This is a genomic window from uncultured Microbacterium sp. (assembly GCF_945952435.1).
Lineage (GTDB): Bacteria > Actinomycetota > Actinomycetes > Actinomycetales > Microbacteriaceae > Microbacterium.
Window position 1 is genome coordinate 24173 of sequence record NZ_CAMFHZ010000020.1, and the last position, 24372, is coordinate 48544.

22 protein-coding genes are annotated in these 24372 nt (G+C 70.8%); 10 read left to right on the plus strand and 12 right to left on the minus strand.

Annotated features, from left to right (window positions below; translation table 11 throughout):
- Positions 1-68: 68 nt before the first annotated feature.
- The 5 genes from rlmB to Q0P88_RS11280 all read right to left on the minus strand — a co-directional run bounded on the left by rlmB (position 69) and on the right by Q0P88_RS11280 (position 5804).
- Positions 69-1073, minus strand: coding sequence for a 23S rRNA (guanosine(2251)-2'-O)-methyltransferase RlmB (gene rlmB / locus Q0P88_RS11260; protein WP_295014153.1), 1005 nt, complete (start codon positions 1071-1073; stop codon positions 69-71).
- Entirely contained in the window at positions 1066-2502 is a 1437-nt protein-coding gene (gene cysS / locus Q0P88_RS11265; protein ID WP_295014155.1) for a cysteine--tRNA ligase, read from the minus strand. The genes rlmB and cysS overlap by 8 nt, the downstream gene beginning before the upstream one ends.
- Before the next feature lie 54 nt (positions 2503-2556).
- Positions 2557-3534, minus strand: a complete 978-nt coding sequence (locus Q0P88_RS11270; RefSeq protein WP_295014156.1) for a zinc-binding dehydrogenase — start codon at positions 3532-3534, stop codon at positions 2557-2559.
- A 156-nt stretch (positions 3535-3690) separates the two neighbouring features.
- A complete protein-coding gene (gene ispD / locus Q0P88_RS11275; protein WP_295014158.1) occupies positions 3691-4869 on the minus strand; it encodes a 2-C-methyl-D-erythritol 4-phosphate cytidylyltransferase in 1179 nt (392 codons plus the stop codon).
- A gap of 452 nt (positions 4870-5321) precedes the next feature.
- Complete coding sequence (locus Q0P88_RS11280; RefSeq protein WP_251446171.1) at positions 5322-5804, minus strand: CarD family transcriptional regulator; 483 nt, start codon at positions 5802-5804, stop codon at positions 5322-5324.
- A 156-nt stretch (positions 5805-5960) separates the two neighbouring features.
- On the opposite strand from Q0P88_RS11280, the gene Q0P88_RS11285 reads away from it, so the two are divergent.
- Positions 5961-6506 carry a DNA modification methylase gene (locus Q0P88_RS11285; protein WP_295014161.1) on the plus strand — a complete coding sequence of 182 codons (546 nt, stop codon included), beginning with the start codon at positions 5961-5963 and terminating at the stop codon, positions 6504-6506.
- 78 nt (positions 6507-6584) lie between these two features.
- Here Q0P88_RS11285 and Q0P88_RS11290 read toward each other — a convergent pair whose 3' ends face one another.
- On the minus strand, positions 6585-7268 hold the full coding sequence (locus tag Q0P88_RS11290; protein ID WP_295014163.1) for a response regulator transcription factor: 684 nt from the start codon (positions 7266-7268) through the stop codon (positions 6585-6587).
- On the minus strand, positions 7265-8584 hold the full coding sequence (locus Q0P88_RS11295) for a cell wall metabolism sensor histidine kinase WalK (RefSeq protein ID WP_295014165.1): 1320 nt from the start codon (positions 8582-8584) through the stop codon (positions 7265-7267). Before Q0P88_RS11295 ends, Q0P88_RS11290 begins: the two co-directional genes overlap by 4 nt.
- A gap of 218 nt (positions 8585-8802) precedes the next feature.
- Between Q0P88_RS11295 and phoU the strand changes: the two genes are divergently transcribed.
- Positions 8803-9507, plus strand: coding sequence for a phosphate signaling complex protein PhoU (gene phoU, locus Q0P88_RS11300; RefSeq protein WP_295014167.1), 705 nt, complete (start codon positions 8803-8805; stop codon positions 9505-9507).
- 70 nt (positions 9508-9577) lie between these two features.
- On the opposite strand, the gene Q0P88_RS11305 is transcribed toward phoU, so the two are convergent.
- Complete coding sequence (locus Q0P88_RS11305; RefSeq protein WP_295014169.1) at positions 9578-10321, minus strand: phosphoglyceromutase; 744 nt, start codon at positions 10319-10321, stop codon at positions 9578-9580.
- 163 nt (positions 10322-10484) lie between these two features.
- On the opposite strand from Q0P88_RS11305, the gene Q0P88_RS11310 reads away from it, so the two are divergent.
- On the plus strand, positions 10485-11456 hold the full coding sequence (locus Q0P88_RS11310) for an intradiol ring-cleavage dioxygenase (RefSeq protein ID WP_295014171.1): 972 nt from the start codon (positions 10485-10487) through the stop codon (positions 11454-11456).
- Between the two features lie 89 nt (positions 11457-11545).
- A complete protein-coding gene (locus Q0P88_RS11315; RefSeq protein WP_295014173.1) occupies positions 11546-12367 on the plus strand; it encodes a class I SAM-dependent methyltransferase in 822 nt (273 codons plus the stop codon).
- A gap of 31 nt (positions 12368-12398) precedes the next feature.
- Here Q0P88_RS11315 and pabB read toward each other — a convergent pair whose 3' ends face one another.
- From pabB to Q0P88_RS11335, 4 genes are all read right to left on the minus strand, one after another.
- Entirely contained in the window at positions 12399-14495 is a 2097-nt protein-coding gene (gene pabB, locus Q0P88_RS11320; protein WP_295014175.1) for an aminodeoxychorismate synthase component I, read from the minus strand.
- 39 nt (positions 14496-14534) lie between these two features.
- Positions 14535-15656, minus strand: a complete 1122-nt coding sequence (locus Q0P88_RS11325) for a folate-binding protein YgfZ (protein ID WP_295014177.1) — start codon at positions 15654-15656, stop codon at positions 14535-14537.
- 1 nt (position 15657) lies between these two features.
- Positions 15658-16275 (minus strand): FABP family protein, encoded by a 618-nt coding sequence (locus Q0P88_RS11330; RefSeq protein ID WP_295014179.1) that lies wholly within the window; start codon positions 16273-16275, stop codon positions 15658-15660.
- Between the two features lie 202 nt (positions 16276-16477).
- Complete coding sequence (locus Q0P88_RS11335; RefSeq protein ID WP_295014181.1) at positions 16478-16768, minus strand: hypothetical protein; 291 nt, start codon at positions 16766-16768, stop codon at positions 16478-16480.
- Between the two features lie 165 nt (positions 16769-16933).
- Between Q0P88_RS11335 and Q0P88_RS11340 the strand changes: the two genes are divergently transcribed.
- The 6 genes from Q0P88_RS11340 to pstA all read left to right on the plus strand — a co-directional run bounded on the left by Q0P88_RS11340 (position 16934) and on the right by pstA (position 24372).
- Entirely contained in the window at positions 16934-17623 is a 690-nt protein-coding gene (locus Q0P88_RS11340) for a response regulator transcription factor (protein WP_295014183.1), read from the plus strand.
- A 69-nt stretch (positions 17624-17692) separates the two neighbouring features.
- Entirely contained in the window at positions 17693-19858 is a 2166-nt protein-coding gene (locus Q0P88_RS11345; RefSeq protein WP_295014185.1) for an RNA degradosome polyphosphate kinase, read from the plus strand.
- On the plus strand, positions 19855-20856 hold the full coding sequence (locus Q0P88_RS11350; protein WP_295014187.1) for an NUDIX domain-containing protein: 1002 nt from the start codon (positions 19855-19857) through the stop codon (positions 20854-20856). Before Q0P88_RS11345 ends, Q0P88_RS11350 begins: the two co-directional genes overlap by 4 nt.
- A 123-nt stretch (positions 20857-20979) precedes the next feature.
- Positions 20980-22107: a PstS family phosphate ABC transporter substrate-binding protein gene (locus Q0P88_RS11355; RefSeq protein WP_295014189.1), complete on the plus strand. Its 1128-nt coding sequence runs from the start codon at positions 20980-20982 to the stop codon at positions 22105-22107.
- Between the two features lie 166 nt (positions 22108-22273).
- Entirely contained in the window at positions 22274-23287 is a 1014-nt protein-coding gene (gene pstC / locus Q0P88_RS11360) for a phosphate ABC transporter permease subunit PstC (RefSeq protein ID WP_295014191.1), read from the plus strand.
- Positions 23284-24372, plus strand: a complete 1089-nt coding sequence (gene pstA / locus Q0P88_RS11365; RefSeq protein ID WP_295014193.1) for a phosphate ABC transporter permease PstA — start codon at positions 23284-23286, stop codon at positions 24370-24372. The genes pstC and pstA overlap by 4 nt, the downstream gene beginning before the upstream one ends.

The window sequence follows — 24372 nt, forward strand, 5'->3', positions numbered from 1 at the left end:
GCAAGCCCGTGCGCGCCTGGTCATGCGGGCGCGCGTCGCCGCCGTGCCCCGCCCGCCGGGGGCGCGGGTCAGGCCTGCGCGTTGCGGAGGGTGGCGACCTGGTACAGCGCGACGGACGCCGCGATCCCCGCGTTGAGGGACTCCGTGGCCGCAGAGATCGGGATCGAGACGATCTGGTCGCAGGTCTCCGTCACGAGGCGGGACAGACCCTTGCCCTCGGACCCGACGACGATCACCACCGGACGATCCGCGAGTTCGAGCGCGGGCAGCGACACGTCGCCGCCACCGTCGAGCCCGAGCACGAACACGCCCTGCTTCTTGAACTCGGAGAGCTGCCTCGTGAGGTTCGAGGCGAGCGCGACCGGCACCCGCGCCGCCGCTCCGGCGCTCGTCTTCCAGGCCGCGGAGTTGACGCTCGCCGAGCGACGCTGCGGAAGGATCACGCCCTGTCCGCCGAAAGCGGCGGTGGAGCGGATGATCGCGCCGAGGTTGCGCGGGTCGGTGATCCCGTCGAGCGCCACGAACAGCGGTACCTCACCGCGATCGATGACCTGTTCGAGCAGGTCCTGCGGGTGGGCGTACTCGTACGGAGGCACCTTGAGCGCGACACCCTGGTGCACGCCGTCGAAGCCGGCCATCCGGTCGAGCTCCTGACGGGTGACCTCCAGGACCGGGATCTCGCGATGACGGGCGATCGCCAGCATCTCCTTGACGCGATCGTCCATCTCCACGCGCTGGGCGATGTAGAGGGTGGTCGCCGGGATCTTGGTCCGCAGCGCCTCGAGGACCGAGTTGCGTCCGGTGACGGTCTCGGTGTCGTTCGAGGTCGCGGAGCTCGGCACGCGGCGGTTCTGCGAGGGCGATGAGGGCTTCTGCCCGATCCGGCCCTTGCCTCCCGCCGCCGCGTAGCGCTCCTGGGCCGCCTTGCGCTTGCCGGCGACGTGCCAGGCGCGGTCCTCGGCCTTGGGGGTGTTCCCGCGCCCCTCCAGCGCCTTGCGCCCGTTTCCTCCGGTGCCCTTGGTGGCACCCTTCTTCTTGCTGTTGCCCGCTCCGGGGCGGCTCGGCTTAGCCATCGATGCTCCAATGAGTTCCGTCTGGAGTGTCCTCCAGGGTGATGCCCGCCTCGGCGATCGCATCGCGGATGCGATCGGCCGCGGGCCAGTCCTTGTCGGCGCGCGCCTGGGCGCGCTGGGCGATCATCGCCTGGACGAGCGCGTCCAGCGCGGTCGTGGTCTTCGCGACGGCGCCGCCGTCGGCCCCTCCGGCGGCGAGCGGATCGAGTCCGAGGGTGTGCGCCATCGCGCTCACCTCCCGGAAGGCCGTCCGCGCGCCCTCGCGGTCCCCCGCATCGGCCGCCGCGTTGCCGCGTCGCACGGTGTCGTGCAGCACCGCGAGCGCCTGCGGCACCCCCAGGTCGTCGTCCATCGCGGCGACGAAGGCGGCAGGGAGCGCGTCGATGCCCTCCGGCGCGCCCTGCGCGTGCCCGCGCGTCGCGTCCTCGGCGGACATCCGCCCCGTCCGCTCCAGGAACGTACGGATCCGCCCCAGCGCCGCCTCGGCCTCGGTCCACGAGGAGTCGGTGAGATCCAGGCTGGAGCGGTAGTGGGCTGCGGCGAGCGCGTAGCGCACGACGAGCGGATCGTGCAGGGCGAGCACGTCGGCCGCGAGCGTGAAGTTGCCGAGGGACTTCGACATCTTCTGCCCGTCGACGGTCACCAGGCCGTTGTGCACCCAGTACCGCGCGAACGGGTCGCCGGCCGCCGTCGACTGCGCGAGCTCGTTCTCGTGGTGCGGGAAGCGCAGATCCAGCCCGCCGCCGTGGATGTCGAACTCCGGTCCCAGGTAGCGGCGCGACATCGCCGAGCACTCGATGTGCCAGCCGGGCCTGCCCGCGCCCCACGGCGAGTCCCAGGTCGCGTCGGCAGGCTCGCCCGCCTTGGCGCCCTTCCACAGGGCGAAGTCCTGCGGGTTGCGCTTGGCGCGGGGATCCGCATCGGCGGCGGCCTCCATCGCGTCGAGGGACTGATGGGTCAGCTCGCCGTACGCCGGCCAGGAGCGCACGTCGAAGTACACGTCACCGGAGGCGTCGTCGGCGGCATAGGCGTGGCCGCGGTCGATCAGGCGGGCGATGAGCTCCTGCATCTGCGGGATCGACGCGGTCGCCCGCGGCTCGTACGTCGGAGGCAGGATCCCCACGGCCGTGTAGGCGGCTGTGAACTCCTGCTCCATGCGGTACGCGAGCGCCCACCACGGCTCCGCCTCGGTGGCGTTGGCGAGGACCTTGTCGTCGATGTCGGTCACGTTGCGCACGACCGTGACCCGTCCGTGGCGCCGCTCCAGCCACCGGCGGAGCAGATCGAAGCTCAGCGCCGCCCGCACGTGCCCGATGTGCGGGCCCGACTGCACGGTGGGTCCGCACACGTAGATCGTCACGTTCGAAGGATCGAGCGGGACGAAGTCGCGCACCTGCTGCGTGCGCGTGTCGTGGAGGCGGAGGGTCACCGCACAAGCCTAGCGGGCGCCTCCGTCCTGTCCGCTGGGAGCGGGGGGCGGCGCTCAGGGGCGCAGCAGGATCTTTCCCTCGCGGCCGGCGCGGAGCGTCCCCTCGGATGCCTCGCCGACCTGGTCGAGGGGCAGCACGGCCGCGACGGGAAGAGTGAGCACGCCCTCGCGGATCCGCTGCAGCAGCTCGCCGAAGAGCTGCCCGCGACGATCGGCCGGCATCGCCTGAGCGACCTTGGACCCCCAGAATCCGCGGATCGTCAGCTGCCGGAAGATGACGTCCCCCGAGGCGATCTGCATCGTCGGGGACTTCATCGCCCCGAACACGACCAGCAGCCCGTTCTCGCCGAGCATCTCCGCGATCTGACCGCTGCTCTCGCCACCGACCGAGTCGATGCCGGCACGGATCGACGCGCCGCCGGTGAGCGCGCGGACCCTGTCCTGCCAGCCGTCCGAGTCCGTCGCGACGATGTTCTCGACGCCCTGGGCGGCGAGCTCCGCGATCCCCGCCTCCCGGCGCACCAGCCCGACCGCGTGCACGCCGCGCGCGGCGGCGAGCTGGCCGACCATGCGCCCGACGGCACCGTTCGCGGCGTTCTGGATCATCCAGTCCCCCGGCTCGAGACCGAGCGCGTCGAGCACGGCGATCGCGCTGAACGGCATCGACGCCAACTGGGCCGCCTGCTCGTCGGGGATGTCGTCCGGCACGGGGATGAGGGCCGCAGCGGGAGCGAGCACGTACTCGGCCCACGCCCCGAAGGCGCCCCCGACGGTCACGCGCCGGCCGACGAGCGCCGGGTCGACGCCGTCGCCGACCGCGTCCACGATCCCGACGGCCTCGGTGCCGGAACGTGCGGGCATCTCCGGCTTGAATCCATAAAGACCCCGCACGGTGAGCAGGTCGTGGTTGTGCACCGACGCGAGCAGGACTCGCAGCCGCACCTGACCCGCGCCGGGATCGGGCAACGGCACGTCCTGGACGCTCAGGACCTCGGCGGGATCCCCGAAGGAGGAGTGGACGAGTGCGCGCATGATCGGATCCTTTCGCGGCGAGGGAGGCGGCGTGAACCGCACGTTCCAGCGTAGACAGGATCCGGACGCTCGGCATCGGATCCGCACGATCTCCGTCGGGACAGGCGACCGGTGCAGCGCGGCCCGTCGGCTCAGTCGGCCGGCGGCGGTCGTGCGTCAGCGGGCGCTGTGCACGAGAGCGATCGCGGTGACGGCGATCCCCTCGCCGCGACCGGGGAAGCCCAGCCCGTCGGTGGTCGTCGCCGAAACGGCCACCGGTGCGCCGCCGAGGGCGTCGGAGAGCGCGCGCTCCGCCTCCTCGCGCCGAGCGCCGAATCGGGGGCGGTTGCCCTGGAACTGCACGGAGACGTTGCCGATCTCGAAGCCCGCCTCGGCGAGGATCTCCGCGGTGCGGGCGAGGAACACGTCCCCGTGCGCGCCGGCGTACTCGGGATGCGCGGTGCCGAAGTGCTGCCCGATGTCGCCGAGGCCCGCCGCACCCAGCAGGGCGTCCACGATCGCGTGCGCGACGGCGTCGCCGTCCGAATGCCCCTCGAGCGCAGGCTCCCCCGGCCAGTCCAGACCCGCGAGGCGCAGCGTGCCACCCGAGGCGAAGGCGTGCACGTCGGTGCCGATGCCGACCCGGGGAATGTCGCGTTCGGCGGACGAGGAGGACGAGAGGATCATGCGGGCGCGCTCCAGGTCGTGCGGGGTGGTGATCTTGAAGGCCTCCTCGGATCCGAGGATGTGCCGCACGGCGCCGCCGACGGCAGCGAACAACGCCGCGTCGTCGGTGTACGCCACGCCCTCGCGCGCGGCGAGCGCGTACGCGGCCAGGAGCTCCTCTTTCGGGAAACCCTGCGGCGTCTGCGCGGCGGCGAGCTCCGCGCGATCCACCGGCGCGAGCACCGCGCCGCCGTGCACGCGCTTGAGCGTGTCCACGACCGGGAGCGCAGGGATGACGCCGACACCGGGGCCGACGGCGGCGGCCACCGCCGCGAACTGGGCCGGCGGGGTCAGCGCCCGTGCGGCGTCGTGTACGAGCACGGTCTCGACGTCGTCGGGGAGCGCGGCCAGCCCGGCCGCGACCGAGCGCTGACGCGTGTCGCCGCCGTGGACCACGAGCGCGCCGCGCGACCTCGCCATCCGAGTGGCCGGTTCCGTGAGGCCCTCCGGCACGACGATCACGACGCACGCCGGACGCGCGGCATACACGCCGTCGAGCGCGTGCTCCAGGATCGTCCGCGCGTCCAGCGGTACGAAGGCCTTGGGAGCCCCGGCGGCGAGCCGCGTGCCGGAGCCCGCAGCGACGACGATCACGCCCGTTCGTGCGAGCGGAGGAGTCGGGTCGGTCACCCTCTCACGTTAGCGTCACCCTCTCACGTCAGCGCCTCGCACCCCCATCGCCCCCGCGCTTCCCGCCGCTCCGTTCCGCACACGCGCTTCCCACCGCTCCGTTCCGCCCCGCCTCTCGCCGCGCACCCGTCGTCCGCTCCCGAAACCGAAGGCCCGACGAGACCGCCCCTCCCCAGTCCGCGATATGTCGGCCCGCCGCACGTCTGTCGGCCCCGATCCCGGATCAGATCCGAGTTACCGAGGTTCGGCCGACATATCGCACCGGGACAAGCCGACATATCGCACCGAGAGAAGGGGCGCACGCGGCCCAGACCCGCACAGCAACTCACGCAGAACACAGCCGCTCACGCCGGCCACCCAGTCCAAGCCGGCACCGCAACTCACGCCGGGCTCGCGAAAACACGCGAAAAGGGGTGGATGCCGCAGTCGGCATCCACCCCTTCACGCAGAACTCAAGAAGCGAGGACCTCGTCGAGCAGGGTCCCTGCCTTCTCCTCGTCGATCTTCTCCGCGAGCGCGAGCTCGGAGGTGAGGATCTGCCGGGCCTTGGCCAGCATGCGCTTCTCTCCCGCGGAGAGCCCGCGGTCCTGATCGCGGCGCCACAGGTCGCGGACGACCTCGCTCACCTTGATCACGTCGCCGGAGGCGAGCTTCTCGAGGTTCGCCTTGTACCGGCGCGACCAGTTGGTCGGCTCCTCAGTGAACGGGGCGCGCAGCACCTCGAACACCCGATCCAGGCCCTCCTGGCCGATCACGTCGCGAACGCCGACAAGGTCGACGTTCTCGGCGGGCACCTCGATGATGAGGTCTCCCTGCGTGACGTTGAGCTTCAGGTACTTCTTGGTCTCCCCCTTGATCACACGGTCCTTGACCTCGATGATCGTCGCGGCGCCGTGGTGCGGATAGACCACGGTCTCACCAACCTCAAAAAGCATAAAGTCGTGTCCTTTCGGCAACCTACAGGATACCACAGCGGGCATGCGCTAAGGTTCGCGCCCCGAGGGGATCCGCACCCCCGCGGATCCGTGAGGACGCACCCCGTGCCCCTAGAATGGATCACGGATCGTCACGTGAAGCTTCCAGGAGGACCCGTGAAATCGCGCCTTGCTGCGTCCATCGCCCTCAGCGCTCTCGTCGTCGTCGGCGCCACGGGGTGCTCGATGATGGCGCCGCAGGCGACCACCATCGAGTACTCGGCCTCCGACGGCGCGAACGTTCCGAAGAACGGACCGATCGAGGTCCGCAACGCCTTCCTCGTCACGGACGAGGAAGGCACCACGGCGAACTTCGTGGCGGGCCTCGTGAACACGACGGACGACGCCGCGACGATCCACATCTCGATCGGCGACGGCCCCGACCAGAGCGTGCGCGTCGCCGCCCACCAGGCCGTCAGCCTCGGCGGGGACGAGGCTGAGCCGCTGCGCTTCGAGGATCTCGACGTGAAGGCGGGCCAGGTCGTCTCCGTGCACTTCCAGTCCGGCGACGGCTCGGGTCTGGACTACGACATCCCGGTGCTGGACGGCACCCTTCCGTACTACGCGACGCTCGTGCCCTCTCCGCTGCCGAGCCCCGTGAAGAGCACGATGGCCCCGACGGTCGAGCCCACCCCCGCGCCGTCGGAGACGCCGGCCGGCTGACCCGCTCACCGCTCCGCTCGAAGCCCCCGGAATCCGTCAGGATCCGGGGGCTTCGACGTTCGTCGGGCGGCGGCCGTGTCACCCCTCGAAGCGATACCCCAGGCCGCGCACCGTCACGAGCATGACGGGCTCGGACGGGCTCTTCTCGATGCGCGAACGGATGCGCTTGATGTGCACGTCGAGCGTCTTCGTGTCGCCGAAGTAGTCGCTGCCCCAAACACGGTCGATGAGCTGACCGCGGGTGAGCACCCGTCCGGAGTTGCGCATGAGCACCTCGAGCAGCTCGAATTCCTTGAGCGGCATGTTGATCACGTCGCCGTCGACGGCGACCGTGTGCCGGTCGATGTCGAGGGTGACCCTGCCGCCTTCCAGCACGCGCTCGTCGATCTCCTCCTCCGCCTGCACCACCCGGCGGAGCACCGCACGCATCCGTGCGAGCAGTTCCCGGGACGAGTAGGGCTTGGTGATGTAGTCGTCGGCGCCCAGCTCGAGCCCCACGACGATGTCCACCTCCGAGTCCTTCGCGGTGAGCATGATGATCGGGACGGCCGAGGTCGCGCGGATCTGGCGACAGACCTCCGTGCCGGGCATGCCGGGGAGCATCAGGTCGAGCAGCACGATGTCTGCGCCGCTCTCCCGGAAGAGCGCGAGAGCGGTCGGCCCGTCCTCGGCGATCTCGACCTCGTACCCTTCCCGGCGCAGGAGGTACGCGAGGGGATCGGCGAGATCGGGCTCGTCTTCGACGAGGAGGATGCGGGTCATACGAGTTCTCCGGAATCGGTGCGGACGACGTCCGCGGTGTCGGTGCGAGGGGCGCGGCGTGCGGGCTCCGCGGGGGCGGCGCCCTTCCTGTTCTTCTTGGCCTTGTCCTTCTGCGCCCTATCCTTCTGCGCCTTCTTCTTGGCCTTGTTCTTCTTCTTGTGCTTCTTCGTGCCGCCGGCATCGTGGTCGACGTCGGGCGCAGGGCTCTGCGGAAGGCGCATCGTGAAGGTGGATCCGCGTCCCGGGCGCGACCACAGCCGCACCTCGCCGCCGTGCCGCTGCGTCGCGTGCTTCACGATCGACAGCCCGAGCCCGGTGCCGCCCGTGCGCCGGGACCGGGCCTCGTCCGCGCGGTAGAACCGTTCGAACACCCGGTCGCGATCCGCTTCGTCGATGCCGATGCCCTGATCGGCGACGGAGATCTCGACGACGGATCCGTCCGCGCGGACGCCGACGCCCACCCGCGAGCCCTGCGGCGAATAGACGATTGCATTGGCGATGAGGTTGCCGACGGCCTCGACGAGGATCTGCGCATCTCCGCGCACCCAGGCGCCGCGGTCGCCGCCCCGGCTGAGTTCGACGTCGGCCGAGGTGGCCTGCACCGCATGCGACTCGACACTCGTCGCGACGATCTCGTCGATCGAGACGAGCTCGAACTCCTCGACGCCGTCCGCGGACTGCAGCCGGGACAGGCTCATGATCCGGCCGGTGAGCTGCCCGAGCCTGGCGGCCTCCGCCTGGATCCTTCCCGCGAACACCCGCACCTGTGCGGGATCCTCCGCGGCCGACTCGATCGCCTCGGCGAGCAGGCTCACCGCCCCGACGGGCGTCTTCAGCTCGTGGCTCGTGTTGGCGACGAAGTCGGTGCGCATCTGGTCGAGGCGCTCCTGCTCCGTGACGTCCCGGATGATGAGCAGGCTCAGGCGCGGACCGATCCAGCTCGCCCGCGCAGCGACGAGACGCGGGTCGAGGTTCGACCCCCCACGTGCGAGACGCAGGGTCGCCGTCTCCGATCCGCCCTCGCGCACCGACCGGACGAGCTGGCGCAGCTCCGGGTTGTCGATCGTCGCGCCGATCCCGACGCCGAAGCGGGAGGCCGCGGTCGAGGCGGCGGTCACGAGCCCCGAGGAGTCGACGGCGCACGCGGCGTCGTCCATCGCGGAAAGCACATCCGTCAGACCGTCCGGGAGGTCGGCGGACGCCTGCACCCGGGCGGAGACCCGCGCCCGCCAGGCGGCGACGATCATCGCCGCGATGCCCGCGCCGATCGCCACGCCGAGCCCGAGGGCGAGCAGGGCGAGCAGAGTGCTGTCCATGCCCTCCAGCGTAGGGGTCGCACGACCCCGGATCCGGGCGGGATCCGCCCTCGCGCGGTCTGGGCGCACTACTATTCACGAACAGGGCACCAACCGTTAACCTTCGGCGAAGACAATCGCTCTCGTGCGTGCCCGAGCGGTGCGCCAGCATCGTCCCGCGCTCGCCCGGCGGGCCGCCGAGCGTCCTCGCGGACCGCCCCGACGAAAGGTGCGCAGCCATGCGTGAACTCTTCCACCAGTCCCTCGAGGATCTGCAGACCCAGCTCGTCGAGATCGCCGACCTCGTCGCCGTGTCGATCGAGAAGGCGACCAGGTCCTTCGCGACGAGCGACGTCGCCCTGGCCGAAGAGGTCATCGCCGACGACGCCCGGATCGACGAGCTCGCCGTCGCTCTCGACGAGCAGGCGATCGAGATCCTCGCCCGTCAGCAGCCGGTCGCCCGCGATCTGCGCATCGTCGTCACCGCGCTGCGCGTGAGCGCGTCGCTCGAGCGCATGGGCGACATGTCGGAGCACATCGCGCAGCTCGCCCGACTGCGCTTTCCCGAGCGTGCGATCCCCAAGGGCCTCAAGGGCACGTTCACCCGGATGGGCGAGCTGGACGTCGAGATCGCGCGCACCCTCGCGGAGCTCCTGCGCACGCAGGACCTGCGCCTGGCCGACAAGATCCGCAACGCCGACGACGACGTGGACGAACTGCACGCCACCGTCTTCGAGAAGGTCCTCAGCGACAACTGGAAGGGCGAGGCCGGCGCGACCGTCGACGCGACCCTGGCCAGCCGCTACCACGAGCGCTTCGCCGACCACGCGGTCGCGGTCGCGAAGAAGGTCGTCTATCTCGCGACCGGGGACTGGGCCGTCGCCGAGGAGGACATCGCCCTCGCGATCGAGGCGCAGGCGGACTCCAGCGCCGGGCTGGCCTGATCCCGTCCGCAACGCCGGAGGCCTCGCGTTCCGTCCGGGAACGCGAGGCCCCTGCGCATACGGAGTCGGCCTACTTCTTGCCCTGCGCGGCGACGGCGGCGGCCCCGGCCGCGGCAGCCTCCGGGTCGAGGTAGCGCCCGGGTCCGAGCGGAACGTTGTCGTCGTCGAGCTCGTAGACGAGGGGGATCCCGGTCGGGATGTTCAGCTCGGCGATGTCCTCGTCGCTGATGCCCTCAAGATGCTTCACGAGGCCGCGCAGCGAGTTGCCGTGCGCGGTGACCAGGACCGTCTTGCCGGCGTCGAGGTCGGGGACGATCGCGTCGTTCCAGTACGGCAGCAGACGGTCGATGACGAGCTTGAGTGACTCCGTGCGCGGCACTTCGCCGTCGATCGACGCGTAGCGCGGGTCGTTCACCTGGCTGAACTCGCTGTCGTCGTCGAGCGGGGGCGGGGGCACGTCGAACGAACGACGCCACAGCTGGAACTGCTCGGGGCCGAACTCCTCGAGCGTCTCCGCCTTGTCCTTGCCCTGCAGCGCGCCGTAGTGGCGCTCGTTGAGCCGCCAGGAGCGGCGCACCGGGATCCACAGCCGGTCGGCCTCGTCGAGCGCGATGTCGGCGGTCTGGATCGCACGGCTCAGGAGCGAGGTGTGCAGCACGTCGGGCAGCAGACCCGCCTCCGCGAGCAGTTCGCCGCCGCGGCGCGCCTCGGCCTTGCCCTGCTCGTTCAGACGGACGTCCACCCAGCCGGTGAACAGGTTCAGCTCGTTCCACTCGCTCCGGCCGTGGCGGAGCAGGATCAGGGTGCGCGTCATGCTTCCAGCCTACCGGCGGGGGCGCGACGGTCATGCTTCCGGGTCGTCGCATGACTGCGCCGCTCCGACTCCATGAGCATTCCTTAGGTCCCTCAGAGGAACAGCACAGGACGTGATCCGCCGAGATCGGGATGATCGGTGCACGCCGTCGAGAGGACCGATCATGAGCACCTTCCCCGACCCCACGGACACGCCGGGCGGCCCCGCCTACGAGGGCCGCCTGCTCGACCGCCCCGAGGAGGAGGTCGTGGACCAGGGCGCTCCGTTCGACATCCGCACGCTGATGACCCGCCGCACCGTTCTGAGCCTCGTGGGCCTCGGCGCCGGCGGTGCGGTACTCGCCGCGTGCGCCCCCACGGTCGCCGGCGCGACCTCCACGTCGACGCCCTCCGCCACGACGACCCCGACCCCCTCGGCCTCGCCGTCCGCCACCGCGAGCTCCTCCGCCACGACCGCCGTGCCCGCCGCGGAGATCCCCGACGAGACGGCCGGCCCGTACCCGGGCGACGGATCCAACGGTCCGGACGCCCTCACCGAGTCCGGGATCGTGCGCCAGGACATCCGATCCAGCATCGGCGGCGGCGCGACCGCGACCGGCGTGCCGCTGACGTTCCGGCTGAACCTCCTCGACATGGCGAACGGGGATGCGCCGTTCGCCGGGGTGGCCGTGTACGCGTGGCACTGCAACGCCCGCGGGAAGTACTCGATGTATTCGTCCGGGATCGAGGACGAGACCTACCTGCGCGGGGTGCAGGTCGCCGACGCGAAGGGCCAGGTGTCGTTCACGTCGATCTTCCCCGGCTGCTACTCGGGACGCTGGCCGCACATCCACTTCGAGGTCTACCCCTCGGCCGCCGACATCACGGACGCCTCGAACGCGATCGCGACCTCTCAGATCGCGCTCCCCCAGGCCGCCTGCGCCGCGGTGTACGCGACGAGCGGCTACGACGGTTCCGCCGACAACCTCGCGCAGACGTCCCTGACCAGCGACAACGTGTTCGGGGACGACGGCGGAGCACTCCAGCTCGCGGCCGTCTCCGGCGACGCGACGGCCGGTTACGACGCGACGCTGAACGTCCGGGTCGACACGACGACCGCTCCGACGGGCGGATCGACGGGCGGCGGTCCGCGCTGAGGTCGGGATCTCCCGGAGCAGGAGTCCGATCGTTGCGGGAAGGTCGGCGCGGGTGAGCGGGCCGAGCGCCGAGCGGGCAGGATGGAGCAATGGCGTCCTCCCCGCTCGGCCGGCCCACCCGCGGCACGACCGGTACGAACCGGCTGCGCCGCAACGACCGCTGGATCGCGGCCTCCCCCGCCTTCCGGCGCGCGGCGGATCCGCTCGTCGTCGATCTCGGCTTCGGCGCGAGCGGGGTGACGGCGTTCGAGCTCGCCACGAGGCTCGTGCGGGTGCGGCCGGACGCGGAGGTGCGGGGACTGGAGCTGGATCCGGAGCGCGTGGCGACCGCGCAGGCGCAGCTGGCCGAGCTGCGCCGGGGGGACGGGCACTTCGCAGCGGATCTGCCGGTCTCGTTCGCCCGCGGCGGTTTCGAGGTGCCGCTGCCGTCGGGCCGTCGCCCGGCCGTGATCCGGGCGATGAACGTGCTGCGGCAGTACGACGAGCACGACGTCCCGGACGCCTGGGCGCGCATGGGCGCCCGGCTCGCCCCCGACGGCCTGCTCGTGGAGGGCACCTGCGACGAGATCGGGCGGATCGCGAGCTTCGTCGACGTCGACGCGTCCGGCGCGCCGCAGAGGTTCACGCTCTCGCTGCGACTGGCGGACCTGGAGCGCCCCTCGATCGTGGCCGAGCGACTGCCGAAGGCCCTGATCCATCACAACGTCGAGGGAGAGCGGATCCATGCGCTCCTCGGCGGCCTCGATCGCGAGTGGGAGCGCGCCGCGCCGCTGTCGGCGTTCGGCGCGACGCAGCGGTTCGTCGCCGCCGTGACGGCTCTGCGGGCCGCCGGGCATCCCGTGATCGGCACCAAGGCGCGGTGGCGCCTCGGTGAGCTCACCGTGCCCTGGGCCGCGGTCGCTCCGGGCTAAGCGTCGGCACCCGGCACGGCTCCGGCGCGGCTCAGTCCTCCGGGAAGCCGGATCCGGTCAGCCTCAATAGCGGCCGTGCCTTCACGATCGTCTCCTCGTACTCCTCGACGGGATCGGAGAGCGACACGATCGCACCCCCGACGCCGTAGTCCCGACCGCCGTCGTGGGCGACGAGCGTACGGATCACGACGCTGAGGTCGACCGCGCCGTCGAACGAGAAGTACCCCAGCGCGCCGCTGTAGAGGCCGCGGGGGCCCTGCTCCAGTCGGTCCAGGATCTGCATGGTGCGTCGTTTCGGCGCTCCCGTCATGGATCCCGGCGGGAACGCGGAACGCACGGCCGCGACCGGAGAATCGCGCAGCGTCGAGCGCACGGTGCTGACGAGCTGATGCACCGTCGCGTAGCTCTCCACGCGGAAGAGCCCGTCGACACGGACCGAGCCCCGCACGGCGGTGCGGCCCAGGTCGTGGCGGACGAGGTCGACGATCATGAGGTTTTCGGCACGATCCTTCTCGGAGCCGGCGAGCTCCGCGCGGATCCGCTCGTCCTCGTCGGGATCGGCGCCGCGCGGTCGGGTGCCCTTGATGGGGCTGGACTCGACGGCGCCCTCGTCCGTGATCCGCAGGAACCGCTCCGGTGAGGTGCTCAGCACGCTCACGCCGCCGAGACGCAGGAACGCTCCGAAGGGCGCGGGATTCTGCGCCCGCAGGACGAGGTAGGCGGCCAGCGGGTCGAACGAGGGGTCGGGTTCCGCGTGCAGCAGGTTCGTGAGGCACACCTCGTACGTCTCCCCCGCCGCGATCTCGCGCTGTGCGGCGGCGATGAGGTTGAGGTAGTCGTCGCGGGAGTGGCGCGCGGTGAGCGTGCGCCCCGATCCGGTCACCGCGGCCTCCGCGGACGGAGCCCCTGCCGCACCCAGCCCGCGGATGCGCGCCGCGGTCCTGTCGAGCCATGCGTCGTCGTCGAGGGAGAGGAGATGGATCCGCTGCAGGGCGTGGTCGAGGACGAGGGCGCGATCGAGACGCACGAGGAGCGCGTCGGGCGTCGGTGCGGCGGAAATGGGGACGGAGCCGCCCTCGGCGCGCAGCTCGTACCCGAGCGCGCCGACCCAGCCGAGCGCGAACGGCAGGCCGGGGACGGTCGCGCGGGTGAGGGAGAGCTCCGAATCCAGCCAATCGAAGAACCCGGTCCGCAGGATGCGCTCCCCCGCGGCGTCCCGGAGGGTCACCGTGCCCGCCCGCACGTCGGCGCTCGCGGTGAGCAGATCGTCTCCGCCGCCGAGGATCGAGTAGCGCGCCCGCGGGTCGCCGGGTCGGTTCCCGTCGAGCCAGACGGCCTGGGCGCTCGTGCCGAACAACGCCGCGAACAGCGTGGCGGGATCGACGTCGAGGGGGAGCTCCCTGCGGCCGACGGTCCGCACGGTCGCGCTCGCGTGCGCGAGTCGAGGCCGTTCGCTCCCGCCGGCCCCGCTGCCCTCCGGGTCGACCCGCTCGGCGCTGCCCTCCTCCTTCCCGCGCCGGTCACGACGGTGTCGCCTCGCGAGCCCGGCGAAGTTCGCGAGCATCCGGTGGCCGTCCGCCGTGCCGATCGACTCGGGGTGGAACTGCACGCCCCATAGCGGCAGCGCGCGGTGACGGACGCCCATGACGACGTCGTCGTCGGCCGCACGGGCGGTGACGGCGAGCTCGTCCGGCACGTCCTGCACCATGAGCGAGTGGTAGCGCACGACCTCGATCGGCGACGGCAGTCCCTCGAACGGGCCGGATCCGTCGTGGCTCACCGGCGACGGTCTCCCGTGCCGCGGCTCCGGCGCACGCACGACGGTCGCGCCGAACGCCTGCGCGAGACCCTGATGCCCGAGGCAGACCCCGAGCAGGGGGATGCGCCGCCGGGCGCACTCCTGGATGGCCTCCGCGCAGATCCCGAAGTCGGCGGGACGTCCGGGGTCGCCCGGGCCGGGCGAGAGCACGACGGCGTCGTACCGGTCGAGCACCGACGCGTGCCATCCGTCCGCGTCGTTCGGGAGGACGTCGGGCGCGCGCCCGGTCACCTCCGCGATCTGATGGACGAGGTTGTACGTGAACGAGTCGTAGTTGTCGATGAGCAGGATCCGCAGGGGCGTCGTCACGCCCTCCGAAGCTGCGCCCGTCGTCGACACGGACACGGCTCAGCGCACGTCGGAGGCGGACTGCTGCCGCGGATCCGGCGCGGACGGCCGCCGGGAGAGCCGGGTCAGCCGCGGGATTTCGGCGGTCGCACCGGCATCGGCGGGCACGATGATCTCCTGCGCCGCGGCGACGTCCCCATCCGACGTGCGGACGACGAGGTCGCCGGTGGGAGCGCGACGCGAGAGGATCGCGAGCGCGATCGGTCCGAGCTCGTGGTGCCGCGCGGCGGAGGTGACCTGCCCCACCTCTTCCTCCCCCGCGAAGACGGGTGCGCCCGACGCGGGGAGCAGATCGTCGCTGCCGTCCAGGTGCAGCGCGGCGATCCGGCGGGGCGGGTGACCGAGGTTGTGCACCTTCGCGACGGTCTCCTGGCCGCGGTAGCAGCCCTTGTCGAGGTGCACGGCGCTACGGATCCAGTCGGTCTCGTGCGGGAGGGAGCGGTCGTCGACCTCGGCGGCCCACCGCGGCCGCCAGGCCGCGACCCGCAGCGCCTCGGCGGCGAGTACGCCGGCCCAGACCGCCTCGGGCTCCGCGGCGAGCGCGGCGGCGGCCTGCGCGTCGAGCAGTGCCGTGCGCCAGTAATAGCCCGCGCCGGGATGCTCCGAACCGCGATGGTACTGATGCCCACCAGGCTGGACCGTGGGCCAGGGATCGGTCCACACGATCGGGGACGACGCGGAACGCTCCACGAGGGCTTCCGCGGAGCCGCCGGCGAAGAACCCGACGATCTCCCGCTCGGGGCGCGGCTGCACCGTCACGTCGGCGCGGAACACCATGCGCCGCAGCCAGGCCGCGAGCGGCTCCGCATCCGCGGCGTCGGCGATGAGCCAGGTCGCGGTGCCGTCGTCGACGACCGCCGCGGCGTGCTCGACCCTTCCCTGCGGATCCAGCACGAGCAGCTCGGTGCTGCGCCCCGCCCCGAGCCGCGCCACGGCCTGGGACGTGATCGAGTCGAGCCAGGTGAGCCGATCCGCGCCGCGGAGCTCGATCGCGACCCTGTCTCCCAGCGGAGCGAGGGCCTCGCCGCGCTCCAGCGTCCGCTGTTCGCGGATCGGGTCGCCGAAGTGCTGGATGACCGGACCGTCGGAGACGGCTCCGTCCTGCGCGGAGAACGCCGTCATGTCAGACCTTCGCGAGACGTGCGGAGGCGTGCGAGCGCAGTTCGGTGCCGAGCGCGGCGATGTCCCAGGCCCAGAGCAGGTGGCCGTCGACCAGCCCGTACATGCGCGAGGCGGCCCCGTAGTCCTTGCCGCCGGCGCCGCGCACGATCGCGTCGGTCGCGATGTCGACCCGCGGGCCGTCGATCCGGCCGAGATAGAGCTCGAGCACGCCGTCGGAGTGCGCGATCGACACCTCGAGGGGGAAGCCGCCCTCCGGCAGACGCAGCGTCTCGACGTCGTCGACCGTGCGCGCTGCGGCGCGCGTCTCGCGCGGGGGCAGAAGCGCCGGACCGGGATCCTCGACGCCGGCGGGCCGGGCGAGACGCCAGAAGCCGGTCTCCGCGACCAGTGCCACGGGCTCGGCGTCCTCGGCGGCGAACGTCGCGGTCGCCGCGTAGTTGAGGAACGGGCCGCCGTCGTGGCTGAAGCTCACGCGATGCGCGAACTCGCCCGAGTAGTGGTGCGTGGCGCCGTCGTCATCCGTGACCTCGTAGTCGATGACGCCGGTGCCCTCCCACACTCCGAGCAGCCAGGACAGCGGGACGATGTCGGCGGGAAGGTCCGAGGGCAGATCGAGCACGTGCGGCCCTCTCTCTCAGGATGGGTGCCGGAAGCCGGCGCGGGTCAGCGCTGGCCGCGGAAGAGGTTGACCAGGACGGCGCCCGCGCAGAAGGCGATCGCGAGACCCGCCAAAGCCAGCAGGCCGACGAAGAAGAGTTCCAGCGCGACGATGTCCATGCTCCTACTCTATTCCGTTCCCGGCGCGCGCGTCGCCGTCGGCCTCAGCCGGTGAAGAGCGCCGCGACGCCGAAGCCGACCGAGATCACGCCCATCACGAAGAGGGAGCCCAATGCGCCGGCCGCCACCCGCAGGATGAAGCCGCGCGTCTCCGCCCGTGCGAGCTGCACCCCGAACGAGAGCAGCACGCACACGCCGAAGCCGACCAGGTACCAGGCCATCATCCTGTCGGCGGGCGCGACGATGCCGATCACGATGGCTCCCACCGCGGCCACGGCCCAGGTGACGACGAGCCCGGTGAGAGGGCTGCGGGGGACGAGAACGGGGTCGGCCATGCGCCCATTGTCGCGCATCGCCTCTGAGAGCGCACCGTGTGAGAGCGCACCGTCGCGCTCGGCCGCCGCGCACGGCGATGACGTCGCGCACGGGGATGACCACGATGTCATCGTGTGCGTCGGCATCGGGACGGCTGAGTAGAGTGGCCCCAGGAAAGGATTCGTGTGGCGCAACTCCTGGTGCTGACCTCGTCTCCCGCAGCGGAGCCGGTCCTGCCCGCGCTCGAGCTCCTCGGGCATCGCGTGCGGACGATCCCCGCGCAGCCCGCGGAACTGGTCACGGCCCCGGATGCCGACGTCGTCCTCGTCGACGCGCGGAGCGACCTCGTCGCGGCGAAGTCCCTGTGCACCCTGATCCGCACCACGGGTCTGCGCGGCGCCCTGCTCCTGGTCGTCACCGAGGGCGGCATGAGCGCCGTGAACGGGGACTGGCGGATCGACGACGTCCTGCTGCGCGAGGCGGGGCCCGCGGAGATCGAGGCGCGCATCCGCCTCGCGATCGCCCGCGAGCAGCCCACCGCCGAGCCGGTGCGCGTGCAGACCTCCGGGCTGACGATCGACGAGCAGTCGTACTCCGCGAAGCTGCACGGCTCCGCGCTGGATCTCACGTACAAGGAGTTCCAGCTGCTGCACTTCCTCGCCACGCACCCCTCCCGCGTGTTCACCCGCGAGCAGCTGCTCAGCGAGGTGTGGGGCTACGACTACTTCGGCGGCACCCGCACGGTCGACGTGCACGTGCGACGGCTGCGGGCGAAGCTCGGGGACCAGGAGCACATCATCGGCACGGTGCGCAACGTCGGCTACCGCTTCAACGTCGACGAGGAGGAGGCCCGTCCGGTCTCCCCCGCCCGCTGATCCGCGGCGGGATCCGTCACGCTCCCCGGCGTTCACGCACGCGTCACACGGCGGTGCTTAGATGTACGCATGATCGATCCCGCACTGGCCGACTCCGGTCTCGACGACGCCGAGGACGACGACTTCGACGAGCTCGTCGCGCCGGAAGACTCGCTCCTCCCGGATGACCGCTACCTCGATCGCGAGCTGAGCTGGCTCGCCTTCAACCAGCGAGTCCTCGAACTGGCCGAGGACGAGACGCTGCCCGTGCTCGAACGCGCGAACTTCCTCGCGATCTTCGCCAGCAACCTCGACGAGTTCTTCATGGTGCGCGTGGCGGGGCTCAAACGCCGCATCATGACGGGGCTCGCGGTGCCCACCAACGTGGGCCGTGCCCCGGTGGACGTGCTCGCCGACATCTCGGCCGAGGCGCACAAGCTGCAGCTGCGCCACGCCGACGCCTGGACCCGGCTGGTCCGCCCGTCGCTGAGCGCCACCGGCATCACCGTCGCGGACTGGGACGACCTGGATGGCGAGGCGAAGGCCGAGCTGACCGACTACTTCCAGACCAACGTCTTCCCCGTGCTCATGCCGCTCGCGGTCGACCCGGCGCACCCGTTCCCCTACATCTCCGGACTCTCGCTCAACCTCGCGATCCGGATCCGCAACGCCCGCACCGGACGGCAGGAGTTCGCCCGCCTCAAGGTGCCGCCCATGCTCCCCCGCTTCGTGGAGGTCCCCGGGGAGGCCGGCCAGCGCTTCATCCGTCTCGAAGAGCTCATCGCCAACCACCTCGACGACCTCTTCCCCGGGATGGAGGTGCTCGACCACCACGCCTTCCGCCTCACCCGCAACGAGGACATGGAGATCGAGGAGGACGAGTCGGAGAACCTCATCCAGGCGCTGGAGGCCGAGCTGCTGCGCCGCCGCTTCGGCCCGCCGATCCGTCTCGAGATCACGGACGACATGGACGACGTGACGCTCGACCTCCTCCTCACCGAGCTCGACATCACCGACCAGGAGGTGTACCGCCTTCCCGGCCCGCTCGATCTGCGCGGCCTGTTCGACCTCTCCCGGATCGACCGCCCCGATCTGCACTACCCCACGCACCTGCCGACGACCGCGGTGGCCTTCAAGCCGGGCGCGAACGAGTCGATCGACATCTTCCAGGCGATTCGCAAGGCCGACGTCCTCGTCCACCATCCCTACGAGTCGTTCACGACGAGCGTCGTCGCCTTCCTCGAGCAGGCGGCGCGGGATCCGCACGTGCTCGCGATCAAGCAGACCCTGTACCGCACCTCGGGCGACAGCCCCATCGTGCAGGCGCTCATCGACGCCGCGCAGGCGGGCAAGCAGGTGCTCGCCCTCGTCGAGGTCAAGGCGCGCTTCGACGAGGCCAACAACATCGTCTGGGCGCGCAAGCTGGAGAAGGCCGGCGTGCACGTCGTCTACGGCCTCGTCGGCCTGAAGACGCACTGCAAGCTCGTGAACATCATCCGCGAGGAGGACGGCGCGCTGCGCAGCTACAGCCACATCGGCACGGGCAACTACAACCCCAAGACGAGCCGCATCTACGAGGACTTCGGCCTGTTCACGGCCGACCCGCAGGTCGGCAAGGATCTGACCCGTCTGTTCAACGAGCTCAGCGGCTACGCGATCGAGAAGAAGTTCAAGCGACTGCTCGTGGCTCCGCTGCACCTGCGCAAGGGTCTGCTCCGCCTCATCGAGAAGGAGCGGGAGAACGCGCTCGACGGTCGGCCGGCGCACATCCGCATCAAGGTGAACTCGATGGTCGACGAGCAGATCATCGACGCCCTGTATCGCGCGAGCGCGGCCGGCGTGCACGTCGAGGTGTGGGTGCGCGGCATCTGCAGCCTGCGGACCGATCTGCCAGGGGTCACCGACAACATCACGGTGCGCTCGATCCTCGGCCGCTATCTGGAGCACTCGCGGATCTTCGCGTTCCACAACGACGGCGGCGACCCCCAGGTCTACATCGGCAGTGCGGACATGATGCACAGGAACCTCGACCGCCGGGTCGAGGCGCTCGTGCGGGTGACCGCTCCCGCCCACGTCGAGGAACTCGTCACGCTTTTCGACGAGGCGATGTCCCCCGAGGTCTCCTCGTGGCACCTGGGAGCCGACGGCGTCTGGACGCGGCATGCGTTCGACGACGAGGGCCGGGCCCTGATCGACCTCCAGGACAGGACCATGACACAGGTGCAGCAGCGCCGTCGTCCCAGGGCGGTCCGATGACGGCGGGGCCTTCGCACGCGGCATCGGCGGACACCACAGGACTCACGGTCGTCGCCGACCGCCCCGATCGCGCGGTCTACGCGGCGGGCGGACTGGTCTGGCGCCTGGTGGACGGCAAGCTGCGGATCCTGCTGATCCACCGCACGAAGTACCGGGATGTGACGCTGCCGAAGGGCAAGGTCGATCCGGGCGAGATGCTCGCGGAGACCGCGGTGCGGGAGATCTTCGAGGAGACAGGGATCCGCGTGCACCTCGGGGCGCCGGTCGGCGTCTCGCGGTACACCATGACCAACCGCAAGCAGAAGATCGTGCACTACTGGGCCGCCGAGGCGACGGACGAGGCCGTGCGCGCGAGCGCGTTCGTGCCGAATCGCGAGATCGCCGCGATCGAGTGGGTGAGCATCAAGAAGGCCCGCGCCCGCCTCAGCTACCCGGTCGACGTCGAGATCCTCGACGCCTTCGCGAAGCTCGCCGCGGACGGCGCGCTGCGCACGTTCCCGCTGATCGTGCTGCGCCATGCCAAGGCCGCGAGCCGATCCGTGTGGGAGGGCCCGGACGCCAGCCGTCCGCTCACCCCCCGGGGACGGGCGCAGGCCGACGCCATCGTCGGTCCGTTGCGGGCCTTCGGCGTGGAGCGGATCGTGTCCAGCGACGCGCGGCGGTGCGTCGAGACGGTCACGCCCCTCGCGAAGTCCCTGGGGACGAAGGTGCGCAAGACGGCGCTGCTGAGCCAGGACGCGTGGGACGAGGGCGACTCGGATCCGCGGACGGTCGTGGGCAAGCGGGTGCGCGCCCGCAAACCCGCCGTGCTGTGCAGCCACGGGCCCGTGCTCCCCGACATCCTCCGGGAGATCGCGCTCGCCACCGGCACCATGCCGGGGTCCTACCTGGGCAGCGCCTCCGCGCTCGAGGTGGGGGCGTTCAGCGTCGTGCATCTGAGCGCCACGAACCCCGGATCCGGGATCATCTCGATCGAGACGCACCTCCCGAAGATCTGACGCGGAGCGCGGTTCCCGTTCACCTCGCGTTTACCTTCGATCTTTGATCGCGTAATGGACGGCCCTTATCGTCTGGCGTGGCCCTGCACCGGGGCGCACTCGACACAGCGAAGGACTTATACCGTGAAGCTCAACCGCATCACCACGATCGGCGCTGCCGGCGTACTGGCCGCGCTCGCGCTCGCAGGCTGTTCTGCGACGCCCAGCGGCTCCAGCACCGAATCCCCCTCGGCGACCCCCACCTCGAGCGCGGTCACCTCGAAGGTCGACGCGTCCCTGACCGGAACCATCACGTCGGGCGGGTCCAGCGCTCAGGCGAACGCGCAGGCCGCGTGGACCGCCGCGTACAACGCGCAGGCCAAGGGCGTCACCATCAACTACGACAAGTCCCAGGGCTCGGGCGGCGGTGTCACCAACTTCCTCAGCGGCGCGTACGACTTCGCCGGCTCCGACTCGCCGCTCAACGCGGACCAGACCACCTCGTCGAAGGCCCTCTGCACCGAGGGCGGCATCAACATCCCCGTCTACCTCGACGGCGTGGCGATCGCGTTCAACATCCCCGGCGTGACGGAGCTGAAGCTCAGCGGCGAGACCATCGCGAAGATCTTCGCGCTGAAGATCACCGACTGGTCCGACCCGGCCATCACCAAGGACAACGGCACCGCGCTCGCCGCGGGCAAGATCACCACGGTGGCGCGCTCCGACGGCTCTGGCACGACGGCGAACTTCACGAACTACCTCGCCGGCACGCAATCCGCCGTCTGGACCTACCCGGCGGGCAAGGACTGGCCGGTCGAGGGTGACGTCTCGAAGCAGAAGGGCGGCTCGGGCGTCGTCCAGGCCGTGCAGGCAGGTACCGGCACCATCGGCTACGCCGACCACTCCGCGATCGGCAAGCTGCCCAGCGTTTCGATCCTCCAGGACGGAAAGGCGATCCCGTTCAGCGCCGAGGCCGTCTCGAAGACCTTCGAGGTCGCTGCGGTGGACGCGTCCAACGGCGTCAAGGGCGATCTGTCCAAGAAGTTCGACTACTCGAAGCTCACCACGGAGACCTACCCGATCCCGCTGGTGTCCTACGCCATCGCCTGCACCACCTTCAAGACCGCGGCCCAGGCCACGCTCGTGAAGAGCTACATCGGCTTCATCGACAGCACGCTCGGCCAGCAGGTCGCCGTCAAGAACGCCGGTGCGGCACCGCTGCCCGAGTCCGTCCTGAAGGCGGCCCAGGAGTCGCTCGCGACGATCAAGTAACAGCTCACGTCGGTCCGGATCGGCTCTCAGGAGCCGATCCGGACTGGGCAGGGCTGCCGCCACCGGCGGACGCCGTGCCGAGTCTCGAACCGACCCGACAGAAACACTCCTGCGCTTGCCGGAGCACGAACGAAAGATGCGTACATGCGAGATCAAGGGTGGGACCGTGACTGACGTCGCCGAGAAGAACGCCACGACCGTCCGGTCTTCCGGCGGTCTCGTCGGAAACCGCAGGGCCGGCGATCGCTTCTTCCTGGGGCTGTCCACGACGGCCGCAGCCTCGATCATGGTCATCCTCGCCGGGGTCGCGGTCTTCCTGATCCTCAAGGGCCTGCCCGCCATCACGGCGAACTGGGACACCAACGCCGACCTCAACGGGTATCAGAACAAGCAGTGGGGCAGCTTCTGGAACTACGTGGCTCCGCTGCTCTGGGGAAGCGTCTGGTCCGCACTGATCGCCCTCGTCCTCGGAGCCCCCGTCGCGATCGGGATCGCGCTCTTCATCTCGCACTATGCTCCGCGACGCCTCGCCAGCGCCCTCGCCTACGTCGTGGACCTGCTCGCGGCCGTGCCGTCGATCGTGTTCGGCCTGTGGGGCGTCATCGTCATGCGGCCGTTCCTGCTCCCCCTCGCGGAGTTCCTGAACCAGTACTTCGGCTGGATCCCCCTCTTCCAGGGCCCGGTGTCGAGCACGGGCTCCACGATGCTCGCCGGCGGTGTCGTGCTCGCCGTCATGATCCTCCCCATCGTGACCGCTCTGACGCGGGAGATCTTCCTGCAGACGCCTCGGCTGCACGAGGAGGCCGCTCTCGCCCTCGGCGCGACGCGGTGGGAGATGATCCAGCTCGCCGTCTTCCCCTATGCGCGCAGCGGGATGATCTCGGCGATCCTGCTCGGTCTCGGGCGCGCGCTCGGGGAGACGATGGCGATCGCGCTGATCATCTCCCCCTCGATCCTGTTCTCCGTCGCCCTCCTCACCGACGGCAACAACTCGCAGACGATCGCGGCGAACATCGCGAACAACTTCCCCATCGCCACGGACGTGCAGCGCTCGGCACTGATCGGCACGGGACTGATGCTGTTCGTGATCTCGCTCGCCGTCAACATGGTCGCGCGGGGCATCCTCGGCCGCTCCGAACGGAGAACGCGCACGTCCTCGAAGATGGGAAAGCGCGTATGAGCACCCCCGCCCCCGTCACCGCACCGCCGCTCGCGCTCACCAGCGGACGGCTTCCCCGATGGATCGAGCCGGTCCTCGCGGTCGGCACGGCGGTCGTCGTCGCCGCCGTGCTCCTGGTGACGCAGCTCGTCAACCCCGCGCTGTGGCTCCTGCTGACCGCCGTCCTGTACCTCATCGCGATCGGGGTCGGGTCTGGCATCGTCGAGGGGCGCCGCAAGGCCGTGGACCGCATCGTCCGCGGGCTCGTTGTGTGCGCGTTCGTGCTCGCCGTCGCGCCGCTGATCTCGACGCTCTGGACCGTGGTCGCGCAGGGGCTCCGCGTGCTCACCTGGGATTTCGTCACGAAGGTCGGGGGCAGCGCCTTCGACCCGAACACCCTGGCGGTGACCAACACCCCCGGCGCGCTGCAGGCGGTCGTCGGAACGCTCATCATCACCGGAATCGCGGCGCTGATCTCCGTGCCGATCGGGATCCTCGCGGCCATCTACCTGACCGAGTACGCCCAGCCGAGCAACCCGATGCGCCGCATCATCACGTTCCTCGTCGACGTCATGACGGGCATCCCCTCCATCGTCGCGGGTCTGTTCGCGTTCTCGCTGTTCGCGCTCATCGTCGGTCCGAAGGCGTTCAGCGGCTTCTCCGCCTCGATCGCGCTCTGCGTCCTGATGATCCCGATCGTCATCCGGTCGACCGAGGAGATGATCCGCCTCGTGCCGAACGAGCTCCGCGAGGCCTCGCTCGCCCTGGGCGTGCCGCGGGCGACGACGATCATCAAGGTCGTCCTCCGCACCGCCGCCAGCGGCATCGTGACCGGTGTCGTCCTCGCCGTCGCCCGGGTCATCGGCGAGACCGCGCCGATCTTCATCGCGGCGAGCTTCACCGACAACTTCAACGCGAACCCGTTCAGCGGTCCTATGCAGACCCTCCCGGTCATGGCGTACACCTCGTACAGCTTCCCGGGCAAGGACATCGACGCGTCGCAGGCACAGGCGTGGGGAGCCGCACTGCTGCTCGTCATCGTCGTCGTCATCTTCAACCTCATCGCTCGGGTCGTCGCGAAGGCTTTCGCGCCGAAGAGCCGCTAA